The sequence below is a fragment of the Pseudoalteromonas sp. SG41-1 genome, from assembly GCF_014164575.1.
In the GTDB taxonomy this organism is placed as follows: domain Bacteria; phylum Pseudomonadota; class Gammaproteobacteria; order Enterobacterales; family Alteromonadaceae; genus Pseudoalteromonas; species Pseudoalteromonas rhizosphaerae.
Genome location: NZ_JACJFL010000037.1, coordinates 15,772 through 35,150 on the forward strand (window position 1 = coordinate 15,772; position 19,379 = coordinate 35,150).

General features: G+C 40.1%; 16 protein-coding genes. 15 read left to right on the plus strand and 1 reads right to left on the minus strand.

Annotated elements, in window-relative coordinates:
• Nucleotides 1–210: 210 nt before the first annotated feature.
• The 5 genes from H5203_RS16890 (at nucleotide 211) to ihfA (ending at nucleotide 6,073) form a co-directional block, all read left to right on the plus strand.
• Complete coding sequence (locus H5203_RS16890; RefSeq protein ID WP_182820021.1) at nucleotides 211–1,266, plus strand: DUF2066 domain-containing protein; 1,056 nt, start codon at nucleotides 211–213, stop codon at nucleotides 1,264–1,266.
• Nucleotides 1,266–1,976, plus strand: coding sequence for a DnaA inactivator Hda (gene hda / locus H5203_RS16895; RefSeq protein ID WP_182731917.1), 711 nt, complete (start codon nucleotides 1,266–1,268; stop codon nucleotides 1,974–1,976). Before H5203_RS16890 ends, hda begins: the two co-directional genes overlap by 1 nt.
• Nucleotides 1,977–2,393: 417 nt before the next feature.
• The gene (gene pheS / locus H5203_RS16900; RefSeq protein WP_182731900.1) at nucleotides 2,394–3,374 is read left to right on the plus strand and encodes a phenylalanine--tRNA ligase subunit alpha; all 981 of its coding nucleotides are present in this window, start codon (nucleotides 2,394–2,396) and stop codon (nucleotides 3,372–3,374) included.
• Between the two features lie 15 nt (nucleotides 3,375–3,389).
• Nucleotides 3,390–5,777, plus strand: a complete 2,388-nt coding sequence (pheT, locus tag H5203_RS16905; RefSeq protein ID WP_145241593.1) for a phenylalanine--tRNA ligase subunit beta — start codon at nucleotides 3,390–3,392, stop codon at nucleotides 5,775–5,777.
• A 2-nt stretch (nucleotides 5,778–5,779) separates the two neighbouring features.
• A complete protein-coding gene (gene ihfA, locus H5203_RS16910) occupies nucleotides 5,780–6,073 on the plus strand; it encodes an integration host factor subunit alpha (RefSeq protein ID WP_016707763.1) in 294 nt (97 codons plus the stop codon).
• Nucleotides 6,074–6,131: 58 nt separating this feature from the next.
• On the opposite strand, the gene H5203_RS16915 is transcribed toward ihfA, so the two are convergent.
• Nucleotides 6,132–6,932, minus strand: coding sequence for a DUF2989 domain-containing protein (locus H5203_RS16915; RefSeq protein WP_145241594.1), 801 nt, complete (start codon nucleotides 6,930–6,932; stop codon nucleotides 6,132–6,134).
• Between the two features lie 176 nt (nucleotides 6,933–7,108).
• Between H5203_RS16915 and H5203_RS16920 the strand changes: the two genes are divergently transcribed.
• The 10 genes from H5203_RS16920 (at nucleotide 7,109) to H5203_RS16965 (ending at nucleotide 19,369) form a co-directional block, all read left to right on the plus strand.
• Entirely contained in the window at nucleotides 7,109–8,551 is a 1,443-nt protein-coding gene (locus H5203_RS16920) for a glyceraldehyde-3-phosphate dehydrogenase (protein WP_145241596.1), read from the plus strand.
• A 209-nt stretch (nucleotides 8,552–8,760) separates the two neighbouring features.
• A complete protein-coding gene (locus H5203_RS16925) occupies nucleotides 8,761–9,891 on the plus strand; it encodes a carboxypeptidase family protein (RefSeq protein WP_145241598.1) in 1,131 nt (376 codons plus the stop codon).
• Nucleotides 9,892–10,261: 370 nt separating this feature from the next.
• Nucleotides 10,262–11,767 carry a sodium:alanine symporter family protein gene (locus tag H5203_RS16930; RefSeq protein ID WP_145241599.1) on the plus strand — a complete coding sequence of 502 codons (1,506 nt, stop codon included), beginning with the start codon at nucleotides 10,262–10,264 and terminating at the stop codon, nucleotides 11,765–11,767.
• 181 nt (nucleotides 11,768–11,948) lie between these two features.
• Entirely contained in the window at nucleotides 11,949–12,275 is a 327-nt protein-coding gene (locus tag H5203_RS16935; RefSeq protein ID WP_145241601.1) for a hypothetical protein, read from the plus strand.
• A gap of 1 nt (nucleotide 12,276) precedes the next feature.
• The gene (locus H5203_RS16940; RefSeq protein ID WP_182731903.1) at nucleotides 12,277–12,558 is read left to right on the plus strand and encodes a YeaC family protein; all 282 of its coding nucleotides are present in this window, start codon (nucleotides 12,277–12,279) and stop codon (nucleotides 12,556–12,558) included.
• A complete protein-coding gene (locus H5203_RS16945; RefSeq protein ID WP_182820022.1) occupies nucleotides 12,548–15,232 on the plus strand; it encodes a DUF349 domain-containing protein in 2,685 nt (894 codons plus the stop codon). The genes H5203_RS16940 and H5203_RS16945 overlap by 11 nt, the downstream gene beginning before the upstream one ends.
• Before the next feature lie 95 nt (nucleotides 15,233–15,327).
• The gene (locus H5203_RS16950; protein WP_145241607.1) at nucleotides 15,328–15,882 is read left to right on the plus strand and encodes a DUF1439 domain-containing protein; all 555 of its coding nucleotides are present in this window, start codon (nucleotides 15,328–15,330) and stop codon (nucleotides 15,880–15,882) included.
• Between the two features lie 264 nt (nucleotides 15,883–16,146).
• Complete coding sequence (locus H5203_RS16955; RefSeq protein ID WP_145241609.1) at nucleotides 16,147–16,917, plus strand: hypothetical protein; 771 nt, start codon at nucleotides 16,147–16,149, stop codon at nucleotides 16,915–16,917.
• A gap of 307 nt (nucleotides 16,918–17,224) precedes the next feature.
• Nucleotides 17,225–17,527: an H-NS family nucleoid-associated regulatory protein gene (locus H5203_RS16960; protein WP_145241611.1), complete on the plus strand. Its 303-nt coding sequence runs from the start codon at nucleotides 17,225–17,227 to the stop codon at nucleotides 17,525–17,527.
• An 84-nt stretch (nucleotides 17,528–17,611) separates the two neighbouring features.
• Nucleotides 17,612–19,369 (plus strand): DEAD/DEAH box helicase, encoded by a 1,758-nt coding sequence (locus tag H5203_RS16965; RefSeq protein ID WP_145241613.1) that lies wholly within the window; start codon nucleotides 17,612–17,614, stop codon nucleotides 19,367–19,369.
• The last annotated feature ends 10 nt before the right edge of the window (nucleotides 19,370–19,379 follow it).

Consider the following 19,379-nt stretch of genomic DNA (forward strand, 5'->3'; position numbering starts at 1 on the left):
ACAATTAAGAGATTGTTAGCACTGGCGATAAAGCATAAACTGATTACTAATACGCAAGCTAATTTAGATCTTTGAGGAGCATGTAGCAGGAAGCTTCTATGCACTGATCACAAGCACTTATTTGTAAGTGGGTTTTAACAAATATATTTTTGCTTTGTTGGGTGCTTTGAATTAGGATCAAAACAGTTTAAAACCAAGAACTAATGCCCTGTGTCTAGATTATTTATTGCTATTATCATCATTTTCCTAAGTTTTACTGCGACTGCGGTTGAAGTTACTGATCTATATCAGGACGTATTAAAAGTATCTGACAAATCTCGCGATGCTCGACTCAGCGCCAGCCGAGAGGCGTTGCTCAATGTACTGGTTAAGGTTAGTGGCGATCCGAATGCGGATCAAAATCCAATCGCTCAGCAACGTAGTAAAGATATATCAGATTACATGCTCAAATTTGAATACGACGAAAAAGCCAATGGTCAACTTAATCTCGTGGTTAAATTTGAAGCAAATAAAATTAATGCACTCGTCAAAGAGCTTAATTTACCATTGTGGGGTACGCGTCGCCCGCTGGTGGCTATTTGGCTTGCCATTGAAGATAACTGGCGTCGTGAACTTGTTACCCAAGAAAGTTATCCGCAGCTAGAGCAACTAATTTATAGCACCGCAGCGCGACGTGGCTTGCCAGTCGTGGTACCGTTGCTTGATTTACAAGACCGTGCATTAGTGGGAATACCTGAGGTGTGGGGTAATTTCTCCTCGCCAGTCGAACAGGCATCAAGCCGTTATAGTGCAGAACGCAGTATTACCGCGCGTTTATACAAACAACTTGACAGCGAGATTTGGTTGTTGGATTGGCGCTTTACTAATGATGAGCTGTTTGAAGCAAATAGAGTAAGCGGTGATAAACAACAAGCCATAGCCTTAATGATCGACAGCTTAGCAGCTGGCTTGGCCAATGAATATGCGGTTGATCCAAATTCTACAACGCAGCTTGCCCAAGCGGTATTTAAATTAAAAGGCACCACTAACTTTGTCGATATTGAGTTGGCTAAACGTCAGCTTCAGAGCTTAAGCGTAGTTACCCAAGTGACAATTCGTTCTCGTACTGCTGATGTAGTTAGTTTTTCGATCAATCACACTGGTAGTATGCATGATTTACAAAAAGCCTTAGAGCTCGACCGCGCTTTTCAACCATTTGTTGATCCTCGTGCATTTTATCCCGTAGTAGCGCAAGACGATTTAGAATATCAATGGGTTGGTTTGTAATGCAGACAATTGAGCCGGTGCAAATGGCATTACCGGTAACGTTGCCGGATGATGAAACCTTTGCATCTTATTTTGGTGGTGAAAATTCACTGGAAGTGAGTCATTTAAAAAATGCTTTTAAAAGTTTAGCAACCACTTTTCAATATACATATTTATGTGGTTTAGGAGATTCGGGTAAATCACATTTACTGTATGCAACCTGTATTCATGCTCAAGAGCATGGCCTATCGACTATGCTGCTATCAATGCGCGAAGTGATTGATTTTGGCCCTATGGTGCTCGATGGCTTAGACGCGCTTGATGTGTTGTGTATTGATGATGTGCACTTAGTAGCTGGTAACGATGCGTGGGAAAAAGCGTTGTTTAATTTTTTTAACCGTTTTAACGAACCGGGTAAATGCTTGGTAGTGACAGCGGATCTGTTACCAGACATGCTTAACATTAACTTGCCGGATCTTGAGTCACGATTAAAATGGGGTACGACATTTCAAATCCGTTCTATGAGTGATGATGATAAAGCCGAAGCCTTAGTAAAGCGCGCCAATATGCGCGGTTTAGAGCTTAGTGATGAATGTGCGCGCTTTTTATTAACGCGTTTGAGTCGTGATATGCGAGCGTTACTTGATGTGCTTGATAAACTTGACCATGCCTCGATGGCTGCACAACGTAAATTGACAATTCCTTTCATAAAATCCACTCTAAAACTCTAGGGTCTGTTGGCCTTTGCGGATTAATATTTGTTCAAACTAGGGGCAATTTAATCGCGGCGCGAGGTTTGTAACCTAGTGGGCTAAGTAAAAGCCGAGCAACAAAGAGTTAATTGCCCCTAGGCAGAACCCTTCGGGCAGCGCCTGTTTGGCATTGATGCTGCGTTATCGCCTATTTATGGGGAATAACCACACCACATAGGCTCTGCCTTGCCTAAATACCAAACAGACTGCTGCAAATTTAACCTTGAAAGATCAACAGACCCTAGTTTTCTCTACAAAATCGTCTAACTTCCCATTTTGCTTAACCAGAATGGGAAAGAATTCAATAAGATTGGTATAAGGTCTGGAATCTAGCCATTGCTTTCAGTTATCATTAGCTATTACTTAAATCACCTTCTGTGACAGATCAGGTATCGAATGAACTTAGAAAATATATTAGCGCAAGCACTTGAGGCGGTCGCCAGTGCCAGTGAAATCGCGCAGCTTGAAGATATCAGGGTTAATTACCTTGGTAAAAAAGGCGAAATCACGAATCTATTAAAAACCCTTGGTAAAATTGCCCCTGAAGAACGCAAAGAAGCAGGCCAAGTAATTAACCAAGCTAAGCAAGATGTACAAGTTGCGATTAACGACAAGCGCGAATTATTAGCAACCAAAGCCCTTGAAGAGAAATTAGCCGCTGAAACAATCGATGTAACATTACCCGGTCGTGTTATGCCAACAGGTGGTTTACACCCAGTGACGCGTACCATTGAGCGGATTGAGAGCTTTTTTGGCGAATTAGGTTTTGCGGTTAAATCTGGCCCAGAAGTAGAAGATGATTTTCATAACTTCGACGCGCTAAATATTCCTGAGCATCACCCAGCGCGTGCTGATCACGATACCTTTTACTTTAATCCAAAACTGGTGTTGCGTACGCAAACCAGTGGTGTGCAAATTCGCACCATGGAAGCTGAGCAACCGCCGCTGCGTATTATTTCTCCAGGGCGTGTATACCGTAACGATTACGACCAAACACATACGCCGATGTTCCATCAGGTTGAAGGGTTGATGGTTGATACTGATGTAAGCTTTACTGAGCTTAAAGGTATTTTGCACGATTTCTTGCGTAACTTTTTTGAAGAAGATATGGAAATTCGTTTCCGTCCTTCATTTTTCCCATTTACAGAGCCTTCAGCGGAAGTTGATGTGATGGGTAAAGACGGAAAATGGTTAGAAGTATTAGGTTGCGGAATGGTGCACCCTAACGTGCTTAAATCAGTGGGAATTGATCCAGAAAAATACACTGGTTTTGCCTTTGGTATGGGTGTAGAGCGTTTAACCATGCTGCGTTATGGTGTAAATGACTTACGTGCGTTTTTCGAAAACGATTTGAAATTCCTTAATCAGTTCCGTTAAGAGTGAAGAAATAACATGAAATTTAGTGAAAAGTGGTTAAGAGAGTGGGTTAATCCTGCAATTGACACGCAGGCTCTTTCGGAACAGTTATCGATGGCCGGCCTTGAGGTAGATGGCGTAGAGCCCGCTGCGGCAGAATTCTCTGGCGTTGTTGTCGGTGAAGTAGTTGAATGTGGTCAGCATCCTGATGCAGATAAACTACGTGTAACTAAAATCAATGTCGGTGGCGATGAGCTATTAGATATTGTATGTGGTGCGCCAAATTGCCGTTTAGGTATCAAAGTTGCAGTAGCTATGGTTGGCGCTGTATTACCGGGCGATTTTAAAATTAAAAAAGCCAAACTACGTGGTCAACCGTCTCACGGCATGCTGTGTGCATTCGTGGAGTTGGGTATTAGCGAAGAAGGCGACGGTATCATGGAGTTGCCACTTGATGCACCAGTGGGCACAGACTTACGTGAATACTTAAGCCTTGATGACAACATTATTGATGTTGATTTAACCCCGAATCGTGGTGACTGTTTAGGTATTAAAGGCATCGCTCGTGAAGTGGGCGTACTTAACAGTATTGATGTTAAAGCCCTAGAAATACCAGCGGTTGCAGCAACTATTGATGATAAAGTATCAATTGAACTAGTAAACGATGAAGCCTGCCCTCGTTATTTAGGGCGTGTGATCAAAGGCATCAACCTTGACGCCACAACACCACTTTGGATGGTTGAGAAGCTTCGTCGTAGTGGCGTGCGCACAATTGACCCTGTGGTTGATGTAACTAACTATGTGTTACTTGAACTTGGCCATCCAATGCATGCTTTTGATTTAAATGCGATTGAAGGCGGTATCAAAGTACGTAGCGCCCATGCTGGTGAAGAGCTGGTATTACTAGATGGTAATACTGCTAAGTTGAATGAATCTACCTTAGTAATAGCCGACCATAACAAAGCGCTGGCGATTGCCGGTATCTTTGGCGGTGAGCAATCAGGCGTTACCGAGCAAACAACGGATATTCTATTAGAAAGTGCGTTTTTTAATCCAGTTGCTATCGCAGGGCAAGCCCGTAGCTATGGTTTACACACAGATGCATCGCATCGTTATGAACGCGGTGTGGATTTTGCGCTGCAACATGATGCAATAGAACGTGCAACTGCGTTGTTACTTGAGATTGTAGGCGGTCAAGCAGGCCCTGTAGTTGAAGCTGTTGCAAAAGATAAGCTTCCTAAGGTCACTGAAGTGCGTCTTCGTCGTGCGCGTTTAGACCGTGTTATTGGTCATCATATTGAAGATGCGAAAGTAACCGACATTTTAACCCGTTTAGGGCTTGATGTGAAAATTGTCGATGGTGTGTGGAGTGCAGATGTACCAAGCTACCGTTTTGATATTCGTATCGAAGAAGATCTAATTGAAGAAGTTGCTCGCGTATATGGTTACAACAGTATTCCAAACGTAGCACCGACTGCTAAATTAAAAATGACCACTCATAACGAAGCCAATATTGCAGTGAGCAAATTTCGCAATACGCTAGTGACTCGTGGTTATCAAGAAGCGATCACATACAGCTTTGTTGACCCTAAAGCACAAGCTATTTTACACCCAGGCAGTGACGCGCTGGTTTTGCCACATCCAATTTCGATTGAAATGTCGGCAATGCGTGTGAGCCTTATGCCAGGTTTACTGGCATCAGTAATGTATAATCAAAACCGCCAGCAGCCACGTATTCGTTTATTTGAGCATGGCCTTAAATTTCTACGTGATGAAAACGCAGAGAATGGCGTAAACCAAGTTGCAGTTATTGGTGGGGCTATTACTGGTCTGGCACATGGTGAACATTGGGTTGAAGAAAAGCGCACCGTTGATTTTTATGATTTAAAAGGTGACGTTGAAGCATTACTTTCATTAACCAATGATATAACGCGTTTTGAAATCAAAGCAGAGCAATCAGATGGCTTACATCCGGGCCAATCTGCGGTGATTTATGTTGAAGGTAAAAAGGTCGGTTTCTTTGGTGCTATTCATCCTCAAGTACAAAAATCGTTAGATATCAATAATGCGACTTATGTGTTTGAAATTGAAATGTCAGCCATTGAAAAAAGAAATTTACCAGAGGCTGTAGGGGTTTCGAAGTTCCCTTCAAACCGCCGCGACATCGCTATTTTAGTGGAAGATCAGGTGAAATCTGGCGACATTTTATCAGTGATAGAAAAAGTTGGCGGAAATCAATTGGTTGACCTAAACTTATTCGATGTGTATAAGGGCAAAGGTATTGAGCCAAATTATAAGAGTTTGGCGATTGCTCTAACACTGCAAGCGGTTGATAGAACACTCGAAGAGAAAGATATCAATCTAGTAGTTGATAACGTGGTGGCCGCACTGGCCGAACAGTTTAATGCATCGTTGAGGGACTAGATATGGCGCTTACTAAAGCCGACATAGCTGAACACCTATTTGAAAAATTGGGGATCAATAAAAAGGATGCCAAAGATTTAGTTGAAGCGTTTTTTGAAGAAATCCGCTCAGCGCTTGAAAAAGGCGAGCAGGTTAAGCTCTCTGGATTTGGTAACTTTGATCTTCGTGACAAGAAAGAAAGGCCTGGCCGTAATCCGAAAACTGGGGAAGATATCCCTATTTCGGCACGACGCGTCGTCACCTTTCGACCTGGTCAAAAGCTCAAAACTCGTGTTGAAGTTGGTACGAGCAAATAAATTAAAAAAGGCAGCGTCAGCTGCCTTTTTCTTTTCTATAAACTAAGTTTGAACACGATTAAAAATCCCGTGGTGAAACAAACTGCCCAGCTTGAATACTGTCGTAGGTTTGCTGTGCGAGGGTATCTAATCCGCTGAGACTTTTTCCTGTTGCTGTGAGTTGCTGCTCAATCGGGAATATTTCAACATTGGTTATCCCAGAAAGCTGTGCAATTTTTGCAAAAGTATAGGCATGCTTATATTTTTCCTGTTTATAAAATAAACTGATCAATGAGGTGTAAATCTCGGGGTTTGGAGTTTGTTCAGCTTTGTTTAGCTCTAACGTTTTATACAGTAAGTCTATGGTCTTATCTTCATCAAACTTAATATAATAACTGGCTAAGAAAAACTGGATTTCAGCGTCCTCAGTGACACTAGGATCGTTTTCAAGCGCAAGTAATTTAGTCAGGGCTGATTGGTCATTATTGCGAGACCAATGATAATACAACAACCCAGGGTGGTTAGTATTTTTGGTATCTTGAAATAACCGCGTCATTTCCTTGATACTGGTTAAATGTGCTTCAACGCGGGAGGTGGTTTTTTCTTTTAATTTGATATGTTCAATTTTTGCCGCCAGCGATACGCATTGATCGTATTTTTCAAAACCTTTTAATAATAAATATTTGTTATTATCAGTCGGTTGTTTGTATTCATGGTAACGCGCCATGATCACATCAGCACGTTGGGCTTTACAGTGACTATCTTTATTTAAATCATTACATAAACCTGGGGTTTCTTTACACACCTGTGCAAGTGTCAACGGTTCTTCACACCCAGTTAATGCCAACAAACTCAGTAAAACACTTGCTCTTAGTAACATCCCTTAACCTCACCTTAATAATTACCTTGTTATTCTAGCGTAATGAATTGCTCTCTAACAGTGGAGAATAAAGTTAGTTTAAATTAGAATAGCGAAGCCCACTGAGGCGTGTTGCTCTCAAAACTCAATACGTCTTATGGCTATCCGTTCAAAAATTGTTTAATTAGGTAAATAAAATGACCTCATCTCACGAGTTAGAATACACAAATAGTTGGCAAGAACGCCAAGATTACGCAGAAAGCATGCAACCTATCATTGGAAAGCTTTATCGTAATCGTGGTATTGAAATCGCGGTATATGGCCGTCCTCTCGTCAATGCCAGTACAATTGATATCATCAAATCTCACAAAACAGTGGCGCAGTTTGAAGGCACTAAACTTCGTTTACGTGAAAGCTTTCCGTTTTTAGAAGCTATTAGCAAAATGGATTTAAACTCTGCACGTATCGATATTGGTAAACTGGCTTATGGTTATTTATTTAACGATGTTGCAAATGGTCGTTCTATCGAAGAGTATTTAAACGACGAGTTAGCTGAAATTGTAAACTCACAAGCCAAAGAGCCACGCGATGTGGTGTTATATGGTTTTGGTCGTATCGGTCGTTTACTAGCGCGTTTGTTAATTGAAAAATCAGGTCCTTATGCGGATTTACGCTTACGTGCAATCGTTGTTCGTGGTGGTAAAGACGGCGACCTTGAAAAGCGTGCTAGCCTATTACGTCGTGATTCAATTCATGGTCCTTTTAATGGTTCAATCACCATTGATAAAGAACGTAATGCAATAAAAGCCAATGGTAGCTACATTCAGGTGATCTATGCTAACTCTCCAGATGAAATTGACTACACAGCATATGGTATTGAAAACGCATTGATCGTTGATAATACGGGGATCTGGAAAGACGAAGCTGGCCTTGGCTTACATTTAAAATCAAAAGGCGCTGCAAAAGTACTATTAACAGCACCGGCGAAAGGCAATATCAAAAACATCGTATATGGTGTTAATAACCACGATATCAAACCGGAAGATAAAATTGTTTGTGCAGCAAGCTGTACTACCAACGCAATCACACCAACATTAAAAGCACTTAATGATAAGTTTGGTATTAACAATGGTCACGTTGAAACAGTTCACTCGTACACTAATGACCAAAATTTGATTGATAACTACCACAAAGCAGATCGTCGTGGCCGTGCCGCAGCACTTAATATGGTGATCACTGAGACTGGCGCAGCTAAAGCTGTTTCAAAAGCATTACCAGAACTTGAAGGCAAATTAACGGGTAACGCAATCCGTGTACCTACACCGAATGTGTCTCTGGCTATTTTGAACTTAAACCTTGCGACCAGCACCACGGTTGAGGAGTTAAATTCGTTCTTACGCCATGCTGCTCTGCATTCAGAGTTACGCGACCAAATTGATTACACGGCCTCTACTGAGATTGTGTCTACCGATTTAGTCGGCAGTCGTTATGCGGGTGTAGTTGATTCAACCGCCACTATCGTTGATGACAACCGTATTGTACTTTATGTTTGGTACGATAATGAGTTTGGTTACAGCTGCCAAGTTGTGCGTTGTATGCGCGATATGGCCGAGGTTTCATTCCCAAGCTTGCCACGTTAATCGGTAATAGCTTAAAAATCTTTACAAAAAGCCAGCATTCGCTGGCTTTTTTAGTCATGAATGTTTTTTCAAAACCCAAGCCATGTGGTAGGCTGTGTCCAGTTTGCTACATTTTAATAACAATGCGTCCATTATAGTGAGGCGTTATTTAATTTCTAACTAACAAGCGATAAGTTAGCAATTAATTTTTCATATATAGGTTTAATAAAATGAAAATCACCAGTAATTTTGACAGTGGCAATATCAAGGTCATTGCCGCGACCGATCCACTTAATATTCAGCTTGAGATCAATAAAGATCATTTATCTGATTTTTTTCAGTGGTTCCATTTCCGTTTAGAAACAACACCTTTTCAAAGCCATAAATTACATATCAATAACCTTGAAAATTCAGCTTACCCTGACGGCTGGGAAGGTTATCAGGCAGTTGCATCATATGATCGCCAAACCTGGTTTCGTGTTCCTTCAAACTATGTTGATGGCACGTTATCATTTGAGATTGAACCAGAATGTGGCTGTGTTTATTTTGCTTACTTTGCACCATATAGCTACGAGCGTCACTTAGATCTAATCACATGGGCACAAAGCCAAGAAGCCTGTCAGCTTGAAACCTTAGGTGAAACACTTGATGGCCGTGATATGAGCGTACTGCGCATTGGTGGCGAAAGTGATGAAAATAAGAAAACTATTTGGATAACAGCCCGTCAACATCCAGGCGAAACGATGGCCGAATGGTTTGTTGAAGGTGTATTACATAAGTTATTAGATGATGAAGATCCACATGCAGCAGCATTGTTATCAAAAGCGGTATTTTACATCGTACCGAACATGAACCCTGATGGCAGTGCTCGCGGGCATTTACGTACTAACGCAAAAGGAGTTAACTTAAATCGTGAATGGCAAACTCCCAGCATGGAAAATAGCCCAGAAGTATATTTAGTGCTAAATAAAATGCGTGAGACCGGTGTTGATATGCACCTTGATATTCACGGAGATGAAGCGATTCCATATAACTTTGTAGCCGGTAGTGAAGGTATCCCAAGCTATGATGCACGCTTAAAAGACTTAGAAGACAGTTTTAAAGCGGCATTGCACATAGTGACTCCTGAGTTTCAAGATGTCCACGGTTACCCGAAAGATGAGCCAGGTCAAGCCAATCTAACGGTGGGGTCATCAGCTGTTGCAGAAGAATTTAAAGCGCTTGCTTACACGGTTGAAATGCCATTTAAAGATAACGATGGTTTACCAGATCCTGATTATGGCTGGTCAGATCGCCGTTCATATCAATTTGGCCAAGACACCTTGGCTGCGATTGTTAACGTAGTAGATAAATTAAGATAACGTGTTTGTTACTAAGGGCATCATTCATATCGATGCCCTTAGTTTTTTTTATCGCGATGAATGGCATTAGCGACGCTAATAAAGCGATGATATTTGCTTAATGTGTTACTTAAATCTTTTCCAAGCTCTGTTCGAGCCGTATCTTTAAGTTACCTACATAAAACCATGTAGAGTTAATTAAATTTTAAAAGTAGTTATTTTGAAAATTAAGTGTTAACAAACTTAGAACGTTTAAGTTAATATTCAAAAAGTTGCAGGGGAGGTAGTAATGTTGTTACCTTATTTCCCATAGCCATATGTCGCGCATTCTGATTAGCTACAGCAGAGTATCGTAACTAGAAAATAATAAATATAACTATAGAGGATATCCATGGAAGCTTTTGTAAGCGCTGTTAATGATGTTGTTTGGAGTAACGCACTCATCTATTTATGCCTAGGCGCAGGCTTGTTCTATTCTGTATTAACCCGATTTGCTCAAGTTAGACATTTTAAAGAAATGTGCAAATTACTATTTAGCCCTAACACCTCAGATAAAGGGATCTCATCTTTTCAAGCATTGGCTGTGTCGTTATCTGGACGAGTAGGGGTTGGTAATATAGCCGGTGTAGCGGCAGCTATTGGTTTTGGTGGCCCAGGTGCTATTTTTTGGATGTGGGTTGTGGCTTTTTTAGGAGCAAGTACAGCGTACGCCGAATCAACATTAGGGCAAATTTATAAAACAGAAGAAGATGGCCAATATCGCGGCGGCCCAGCATATTATTTTGATCGCTGTTTAGAACAAAAATGGCTGGCGATTTTATTTGCCGTGTCGGCAATTATTGCATGTGGTGTTTTTCTGCCGGGCGTGCAAGCCAATGCTGTTGGCAACGCGTTTACCCAAGTGTTTGGTGATGGCACTATGGTCTCAACGAGTTTTGGTGAAGTCGGTAGCTTTAAATTGGTTGCTTTGGCAATTATTCTTATTGTTTTAGCGTTTATTATCTTCGGTGGTATTAAGCGTATTGCTAACTTTACTCAAATTGTGGTGCCATTTATGGCGTTAGGCTACATAGTATTAGCTTTAATCGTGGTATTTTTAAATATCGATAAAGTACCTGATATCTTCTCTTTAATCATAACAGATGCGTTTACCGCACAGGCCGGTTTTGGTGCCGCTATTGGTTGGGGTGTAAAACGTGGTATTTATTCTAACGAAGCTGGTCAAGGTACCGGACCGCATGCAGCTGCAGCGGCCGAAGTTGATCACCCAGCCCAACAAGGTTTAGTGCAAGCTTTTTCTGTTTATGTTGATACTATTTTTGTTTGTACTGCGACAGCATTAATGATTTTAATTACACAGCAATACAATGTAGTGGGTGAATTACCAGCAGGGCAATTTATTGTACAAAACGTTGATGCTGCAACTGAAGTTGGTTCAGCTGCTTTCACGCAAATGGCTTTATTCAGCGTGTTTGGTGGTTTTGGTGAAGCATTTGTTGGTATTGCATTGTTCTTCTTCGCTTTTACTACAATACTTGCTTATTACTATATTGCTGAAACCAATATTGCATATTTAAATCGTTATTTTAAAGGCACTATTCCGCTTGTGATGGTGAAATTTGTGATTATGTTTATGGTGTCATATGGCATGGTAAACAGCTCTGGTTATATCTGGAGTATTGGTGACATTGGTGTGGGTTTAATGGCTTGGATAAATATATTGGGCATTTTATCAATATTCTTTGTGGCTAGACCTGCGCTATTATGTTTGCGCGATTACGAAGATCAGAAGAAAAAAGGTGGGGATATCACATTTGACCCTGTTAAGTTAGGGATCAAAAACGCTACTTTTTGGGAAAAGCGTCTCGCAAAACAATCAAAAGACTCTCAGTTATAGGATTGAGTGGCGTAATCAGACATGTTTTGGTTATTGTAAAAATTAGATACTCGTTGTTTTTCGGATCTCAGCTATTGGCTGCAATTGAAAAAAGACAACGACAAATAAAACACGTACAATAAGGGGCGCCGCAAGGCGCCTTTTTTATGCGTAGATTTTTATGCGAAGTATGGAGAAAGATATGGCAATTGTTCGTTGTCCTAGTTGTAATAAGTCAATATCCGATAAACACCAACAGTGCCCTCACTGTGAGAATAATGTAGCGCAGCTTGATGATGAACAACGTCAACAGCTAGCGCGCGAAAAACGCATTCAAAAACAACAAATGTTTATGAATCATTCTTTTTTTGCTCTACTGATATTTTTAGGTGGTTTCTTTAGTTTATACTTTTTACATCCAGAACCTGAAACTCCATCGTGGTACGCATGCACCGCAGCCATTGCAATCGGTTGTATTTGGTATTTAATAAACCGCGTTATTTTAGTGACTTTAAAAAAGAAAAAATGACATGAACATCGATAATCTCGTAAAAACAATTACCCCAGAATTATTCGAACGCCTTCAGTATGGTGCAGCAACAGGTAAGTGGCCTGATGGCACGGTACTCAGTGACGAGCAAAAGCAGCAGACAGTGCAATTAGTTATGCTTTACCAAGCAAAAGTAGCGCAAACAAATGAGCAATTCACCATAGGTTCTAATGGTGAAATGGTGCAAAAAACCAAAGCACAATTGCAAAAAGAATTTACCGCAGACAACGAAATAGCAAGGTTTAGTGAAAATGATCTTTAAACACCTTTTTACCCCGAAGTGGAAGCACCCAAAGCAACAAGTACGTTTAGAGGCAATTGAAAAGCTAGATGTAGAGCGTGATGCGACGATTTTAAATGCATTAGCTCTGGAAGATAGTTCAGCAGAGATCCGTAAAAAAGCGCTTAATAAAGTCAATGATTTAGTGTTGTGGTGGCAGGCGTATAAACAAGATCAAAGTTTAAAAGAATTAGCAGAACAGCATATATCAAATGCCGTACTGAGTGATGAAAGTAACCTATCTAGCCAAATTAAAAACGAATACATAGAGCGTTTTGCTCCAGTAAAAACACTTGAAAAACTTGCATTTGCAGAAAAAGAACTACAAGTAAGAGTGAAGCTATTAAAACGCTTGGCTAATCCTAAGTTAGTTGAAAAGGCGTTTAAAGAAGGTTCAAGCGAACTACAAGTAAACCTTGTTGAGCAAGTGATCACCCATCAATTAGTGAAAAACTTAGTTAAGCATGCACATGATGAGGCAAAAGTAGCCCTTGAGACGCATATAGAAAATGAGCGTTTAGCAATTGAAATGCCATTAAAAGTACAAAATGATACTCGTGTTATCTTGGCAAAACTTAATGCATTACGTGAAAAGCAAGACTATGCGCTTGTTACTCAACAATATGGCGAACTTACTCAGCAATGGCAGGCACTTGATCTAACCTGGTTAAATCCAGAACAACGCGAGACGGTTGCAAATAAATACATCGTACTAACCGAAAAATTAAATGAGTTAGTTAGTCAATTACAAGCTGTGCATGAGCAACAACAACAACGGTTAGCTCAGCAGCAACGACAATTATTGGCGTTGGCAAATTTAGAAGCGTTAAGTGATGAAATTGAAAATGCGCTACAAGTTGGCTTAGAAACACCAGAGCAAATACAACAAGATTGGTTGGAAGCTAAAGTTGCACAAGCACAGGAAACATTGACACAAAGCGAACTGCAAGACGGCGGGCAAAAAAACCAAGTGACTGGCAGATTAACAAGTTTGTTTAAGCAAGTAGCTAAATTACCAGAGCTTAGTGAAGCGATCAGGGTTTTTAAAACTTCATTAAAAGAATTGAGCAGTATCAACACTGACGATATTGACCAAGCAAATTATGATGAGGCTAATCGCCAATTTAAGCAGACGTATAAAGCGGCGAATGCATCTCTAGCTCAGTTACCTAAGCCTTTACTAGGGCCTTTTAAAGCACAATTAAATGAGCAACAACAACGCTGGGATAAAGCTGTTGCACCTATTAGTGATAAATTAACGAAAAATCAGCAACAAGCTACTCGCAAAGGACGCGATGTTCAGCGCCTTATTGAACAAGGCCGTTTTAATGTTGCATTTGGTGTGTTTAAAGGCTTTATTGAGCTGTATGAAACGTTAACTCCAGTTAGTCAGCAAAGTCTTGAAAAAGTCAAAGCAGATCTTGAGCAGCAGTTAGAAAATGCTCGTGATTGGCAAAAGTATGCGTCTGCCCCTAAGCGTGAAGAGCTACTAACTGAAATTACCAGTTTGCTCAATCAACCTTGCACAGATCCCAAGGCGCGTGCAAACGAAGTGAAAACATTACGTCGTCGTTGGAATGAGCTTGGGCGTTTAGATACCGAGCAAGAGCAGGCGCAAGGTAAAGAGTTTGATGACAAGATAGAGCTATTATTTGTACCATGTCGTGAACATTTTGCGCAACTAGAACAACAGCGCGAAACGACGAAACTTGAACGCGAAGCGATTATTACTCAGATGAAATCATTGGCTGATACTGATACGACGAGTGATGAGTTTGATTGGAAAGAGTTTGAAAGCCAATACAATCGTATCAATAAAGTATGGCGTAATGCTGGTAATGTAGAGCCAAAAGTATACCGTGCTTTGCAAACACAATATAAAGCGCAGCAACAGCAAGTATTCAATGCGTTGAATGCGTTTCATAAAAGCAACGCGGCAGCAAAAAATGCACTAGTTGAACAAGCACAGCAATTATCAGTAAGTGAAGACTTAGCTGATGCTTGTCAGCAGCTCAAAGAGCTGCAACAGCAGTGGCAGGGAATAGGCTTTGCGGGTGTAAAAGCTGAAAATGCATTATGGCAAAAATTCCGTCAATGCAACGATGTGACATTTGCTAAACGCAGTGAAGAGTTTGCTCAGCATAAGCAGCAACAAGCCGCCGACAACGCAGTTATCGCAGCACAACTGAGTGAACTTGAAGACGCATTACCAGCGGTTAATCAAAAAGCACAATTACTTGATTTACGCACTAAGCTAATTGCGCTTGAAGGGAGCAAAGAACTAAATAACCGCATTCAAAAGCTATTAGCTAACATTGATGGTAAATTAGCCGTGCTGACAGAGCAAGCAGCACAGGCTGATTTTAGCGCTTTATTTAGTGCGCTTGAAAACCAGCAAGCAATCCCTGCACAATGGCAAGGGGGTGCTGATACGCATTTAACCATTACACAACTGATGCTAAGAATGGAAATTCTAGCTAATGTTGCCAGTCCTGAGGGAGCACCGCGTATGGCTGAGCAGGTTGCAATGCTTGACGATAAGCATCGCGGTGAACAAGCTGATCTACATTATTACTTAAAACAGTTATTGGCTTTGGGTCAAGGTTCAGTTGATGCTGACACACTAGGACGTTTAAAAGCGGTATTTAGCATTTAAATAATCTAGGGCGCTGTAGATTAAATAAAAGCCGCCGTTGTGCGGCTTTTATTTTTATTTGGTTTTGACGATAATATTATAGTAAAGGAAAAACAATGAAGTATATTTTATTAATTAGTTGCTTATTACTCTCTGCTTGTAACACCACGAACGGCGTATCGGTTTATTCATTTACTAGCAGTGAAATTGAAACAGCACTTAACCAGCAATTACCAAAACTTAGTGAAAAAGTCAGCTTGATGGGATTACCTGTAGAGTTTAATGTGAATGATTTGAGCGTGAATGTTGGCCCTGATAATCGTGATGTAATCTTATTAGGTGCAGATTCGAGTGCTGTTATAAATGCTTTCGCACTTAAATACCCAGTGCGTTTAAAGCTGCAAATAGAAGGTGCGCCATTTTATGATAGTGAGAAAAAGGCGGTATTTTTACGGAATGTAAAATTGCTTGATTCAACTATCGACGCAGGCGGTTTTAAGGGAAACCTAGCGGTACTTGATGATGAAGCAATGAAAGTTATTAACGGATTTTTAGCTGTAAACCCAGTTTATAAACTAAATATGAATGACCCTAAGGTTGCGCTATTAAGTAAATTACCTTTAGATATGAAAGTAGAGCAGGGCGCAATTAAATTAGTACCTAGCATTTAAACTAATATTATTCAGATGGTTGAAGCCCTGCACGTACAGGGCTTTTTTGTATCTATAAGGTTATTATTAAATATTAGCACTATTACTGCGGCTTAATTTACAAGAGGAGGCACACGCTGTAAGGGCTGCTGTTTATAACCGGTCATCGAGATATAAATCAAAATAATAATTTTATTATATAGGTACAAGTTGTGTATTTAATCGACTATACTGATTGTTAGTTAATCACCATTAATTGCCTTCTTTATGGATAAAGAGCCTATTATGAAAAAATGTAACGTGATCTTCAATGCAACTCTAATAGCTGTATTCTCGGTTGTAGCTTTTGCTAATGAGCCCGATTTAAATTCTAATCCTTTTCTTGTTGAACCTTCAACACAACAGCAGGGCGCTCAGGTGTTTTCTTTTAAAGAAACGCCAATTGAACTGCACGAAAATGATAAAATTAATACAGCCCAAGATACAGGCTATTTACGGCTTGCTTTAGAGACTAAAAGCAATGGTTTTGCGTTAGTGGACACATCTCAGATCAAAGATATTGAAAAAGTGATTGCAGAGCACAAAAATGGCCATGAACTATTTCTGCGTAGTTTAAAACCTGAAATTATGGCGGCGCAATCAATCGCAGACCAAACTAATTTGTCGCAGCAATTTGCAGGCGATACAGTTAGTTTAGACAGTATCTTGTTACAGCAAGAGTTTATTACCTTTAGTAGAATGGTCGGTGGAAATTTTATTGCCGGTAGCGGCTGGGATCAGTTAACTCAGGTTGTCAAAAATGATACGTTTGGTACTGTGATTATAAAAATGTTTAGTTTTAGTCAAAGCAGTGGTGTATATATCGATGCGGACGCGGTGAATTATTATGTAAATAGCAATCCAGGGATCCTTTATGTACTTAAAGATAATAGCGATAATGTATACACTAGTTTATCTTGGGCTGACGAAAATCAATCCTATTTCATTGGTATTGAAAAAAATATTAATGATATTGGTTTGAAATGGCGATTTGAAACGCTAATAACGTCGATGTAGTTGTATTATAAAGTGATCAAATGATTTTATGTAATTACGAAAATATTAAACTGAACGTTCGTTTTTAAATAAAAGGATTGCATACTCTTTAGGTTAATTAAGCATGTTAAGTATATTTTTCAGCGCTGATAAAGTGAATAATAAACTACTTAACCTTAATAAATGACTATACTAATCTTATTGATTAATCCTCGTTTAAATAAAATCCTTAAAAACTGATTAATCAGCTTGGCCTATTTTAAAGAATAGGCTTATAATTTAGTTGAATCATATCTAATTTATAACTTTACAACTTAGTGAGTAAAAAATGAAAGAAGTTAAAGCTTTTATTAAATCAGCGAGTCTATCAGACTTAGAAAAAGCACAGGCATTACTTGGTGATGCGATTGCAAAATATACGCAGCAGCAGCAAGCTAAACAGGAAGTACTTGATCTGTTGAAAGAAAAAGGTCTTACTCTTGATGATCTTCAAGACGGTGCCAACGATAAACGCACAAAAGTAATGCCTAAATACCGTATTGAGTTTGAGGGTGAAATTGTTGAATGGACTGGCCGTGGTAAACGCCCTAAAGCATTCCAAGGTGTTGAACTTACCGACCACTTAGCTTAATACTGTAGGGGGTGTATACCCCCTCTTTATTTACAAAATAGTTTATTACTCCATTATTTTTTTGACCCCTTCGAAGTTGCTACTATGACGTATGTACTACGACCCTATCAACAAGAAGCGGTTGATCGCACAGTCGCTCATTTTCGTAAAACTTCAGATCCTGCTTTAATTGTATTACCTACGGGTGCAGGTAAAAGCTTGGTGATCGCTGAGTTAGCGCGAATTGCCAGAAAGAAAATTTTAGTACTTGCCCATGTCAAAGAGCTTGTTGAGCAAAATGCTGAAAAATATAAAAGCTTTGGTCTTCAGGCGAGTATTTTTTCTGCGGGTTTAAAACAAAAGTCATTGCTACATCAAGTAACGTTTGCCAGTATCCAATCGCTGTCACGCAATATTGAGCAACTTAACGAACATTATTCGTTAGTGATCATAGATGAATGTCACCGTGTCAGTGGTGAGCAAGGTAGCCAGTACCAAAAAGTGATCGTTGCGCTAAAAGCATATAATCCGCAGTTAAAAGTACTTGGACTTACCGCTACGCCTTATCGTATGGGAATGGGCTGGGTTTATTATCGTCATTATCATGGTTTTGTTCGAGGCGATAAAGCGAGTCCATTTCGAGAATGTATTTTTGAACTACCACTGCGTTATATGATCAAGCATCATTATTTGACTTCACCAAAGGAAGTGGATGCGGCGATCAGTCATTATGATTTTTCTTCTTTACAAAGTGATTCATTCGGACGCTATACAGCCGATGATATGAACCAGTTACTAGAGAAGCATAGCAGAGCAACCAAAGCTATTATGCAGCAAGTTATTCAGTACAGCGAGCAACGCCAAGGGATCATGATTTTTGCTGCGACCGTACTGCATGCAAAAGAAGTCTATGGTTATTTGCCTGAACAACAAACGGCTTTGATCACCGGGGATACTCCTAACGCTGAACGTGACCGTATTATTATGGAATTTAAGCAGCGCCGACTAAAGTATTTAGTCAATGTATCTGTGCTCACCACCGGGTTTGATGCGCCTCATGTTGATTTTATTGCTATTTTACGCCCGACAGAGTCGGTTAGTTTATACCAACAAATTGTTGGTCGAGGCCTGCGTTTAAGCGAAGGGAAAACCGAGTGTTTGGTAATTGATTATGCAGGTAATGGCTTTGACTTATTTTACCCCGAAGTAGGAAGTAAAAAAGGCGATAGTGATAACGAGCCTGTACAAGTACTTTGCCCTGGTTGTGGTTTTGCCAATATATTTTGGGGAAAAACCGATACACAAGGTAAAGTGATTGAGCATTTTGGCCGTCGCTGCCAAGGTTTACTCGAAGATGATGATGGCTCAAAAGAGCAATGTGATTACCGTTTTCGCTTTAAAGAATGTGAAGCGTGTGGTGCGCAAAATGATATTGCCGCACGTCAGTGCCAGTCTTGCCATGAGGTAATGGCTGATCCTGATGATAAACTACGTGCTGCATTAAATTTAAAAGATGCATTGGTATTACGTTGCAGTGGTTTAAGTGTTGCTAGCCTCGCAAATAACGAACATATTATTAAAGTTACTTATTATGATGAAGATGGTGCTAGTTGCGATGAAATTTATGATTTCTCAAAGTCTGGCGCCCGTTATGCGTTTAATAAACAATTTTCTCAGCGTACTGCTAATGGTCAAACACCCACAGAATATAAGTCAGCTGGACAAGTTATTGCTGGACAGATGCAGCTTGTTGCACCGGATTTTGTTATTGCTAGAAAGAGTAAAAAATATGGCTGGAAGGTTGCCGATAAACTATTTGATTATCAAGGTAACTTTAGAAAGGCAAATCAGCTAAGCTATTAATAAGCTTAAC

Excerpts from the sequence above, each read along its gene's own strand:
- hda (WP_182731917.1), top strand. The coding sequence starts at position 1,266 with ATGCAGACAATTGAGCCGGTGCAAATGGCATTACCGGTAACGTTGCCG.
- pheS (WP_182731900.1), top strand. The coding sequence starts at position 2,394 with ATGAACTTAGAAAATATATTAGCGCAAGCACTTGAGGCGGTCGCCAGT.
- pheT (WP_145241593.1), top strand. The coding sequence starts at position 3,390 with ATGAAATTTAGTGAAAAGTGGTTAAGAGAGTGGGTTAATCCTGCAATT.
- ihfA (WP_016707763.1), top strand. The coding sequence starts at position 5,780 with ATGGCGCTTACTAAAGCCGACATAGCTGAACACCTATTTGAAAAATTG.
- H5203_RS16915 (WP_145241594.1), bottom strand. The coding sequence starts at position 6,932 with ATGTTACTAAGAGCAAGTGTTTTACTGAGTTTGTTGGCATTAACTGGG.
- H5203_RS16920 (WP_145241596.1), top strand. The coding sequence starts at position 7,109 with ATGACCTCATCTCACGAGTTAGAATACACAAATAGTTGGCAAGAACGC.
- H5203_RS16925 (WP_145241598.1), top strand. The coding sequence starts at position 8,761 with ATGAAAATCACCAGTAATTTTGACAGTGGCAATATCAAGGTCATTGCC.
- H5203_RS16930 (WP_145241599.1), top strand. The coding sequence starts at position 10,262 with ATGGAAGCTTTTGTAAGCGCTGTTAATGATGTTGTTTGGAGTAACGCA.
- H5203_RS16935 (WP_145241601.1), top strand. The coding sequence starts at position 11,949 with ATGGCAATTGTTCGTTGTCCTAGTTGTAATAAGTCAATATCCGATAAA.
- H5203_RS16940 (WP_182731903.1), top strand. The coding sequence starts at position 12,277 with ATGAACATCGATAATCTCGTAAAAACAATTACCCCAGAATTATTCGAA.
- H5203_RS16945 (WP_182820022.1), top strand. The coding sequence starts at position 12,548 with ATGATCTTTAAACACCTTTTTACCCCGAAGTGGAAGCACCCAAAGCAA.
- H5203_RS16950 (WP_145241607.1), top strand. The coding sequence starts at position 15,328 with ATGAAGTATATTTTATTAATTAGTTGCTTATTACTCTCTGCTTGTAAC.
- H5203_RS16955 (WP_145241609.1), top strand. The coding sequence starts at position 16,147 with ATGAAAAAATGTAACGTGATCTTCAATGCAACTCTAATAGCTGTATTC.
- H5203_RS16960 (WP_145241611.1), top strand. The coding sequence starts at position 17,225 with ATGAAAGAAGTTAAAGCTTTTATTAAATCAGCGAGTCTATCAGACTTA.
- H5203_RS16965 (WP_145241613.1), top strand. The coding sequence starts at position 17,612 with ATGACGTATGTACTACGACCCTATCAACAAGAAGCGGTTGATCGCACA.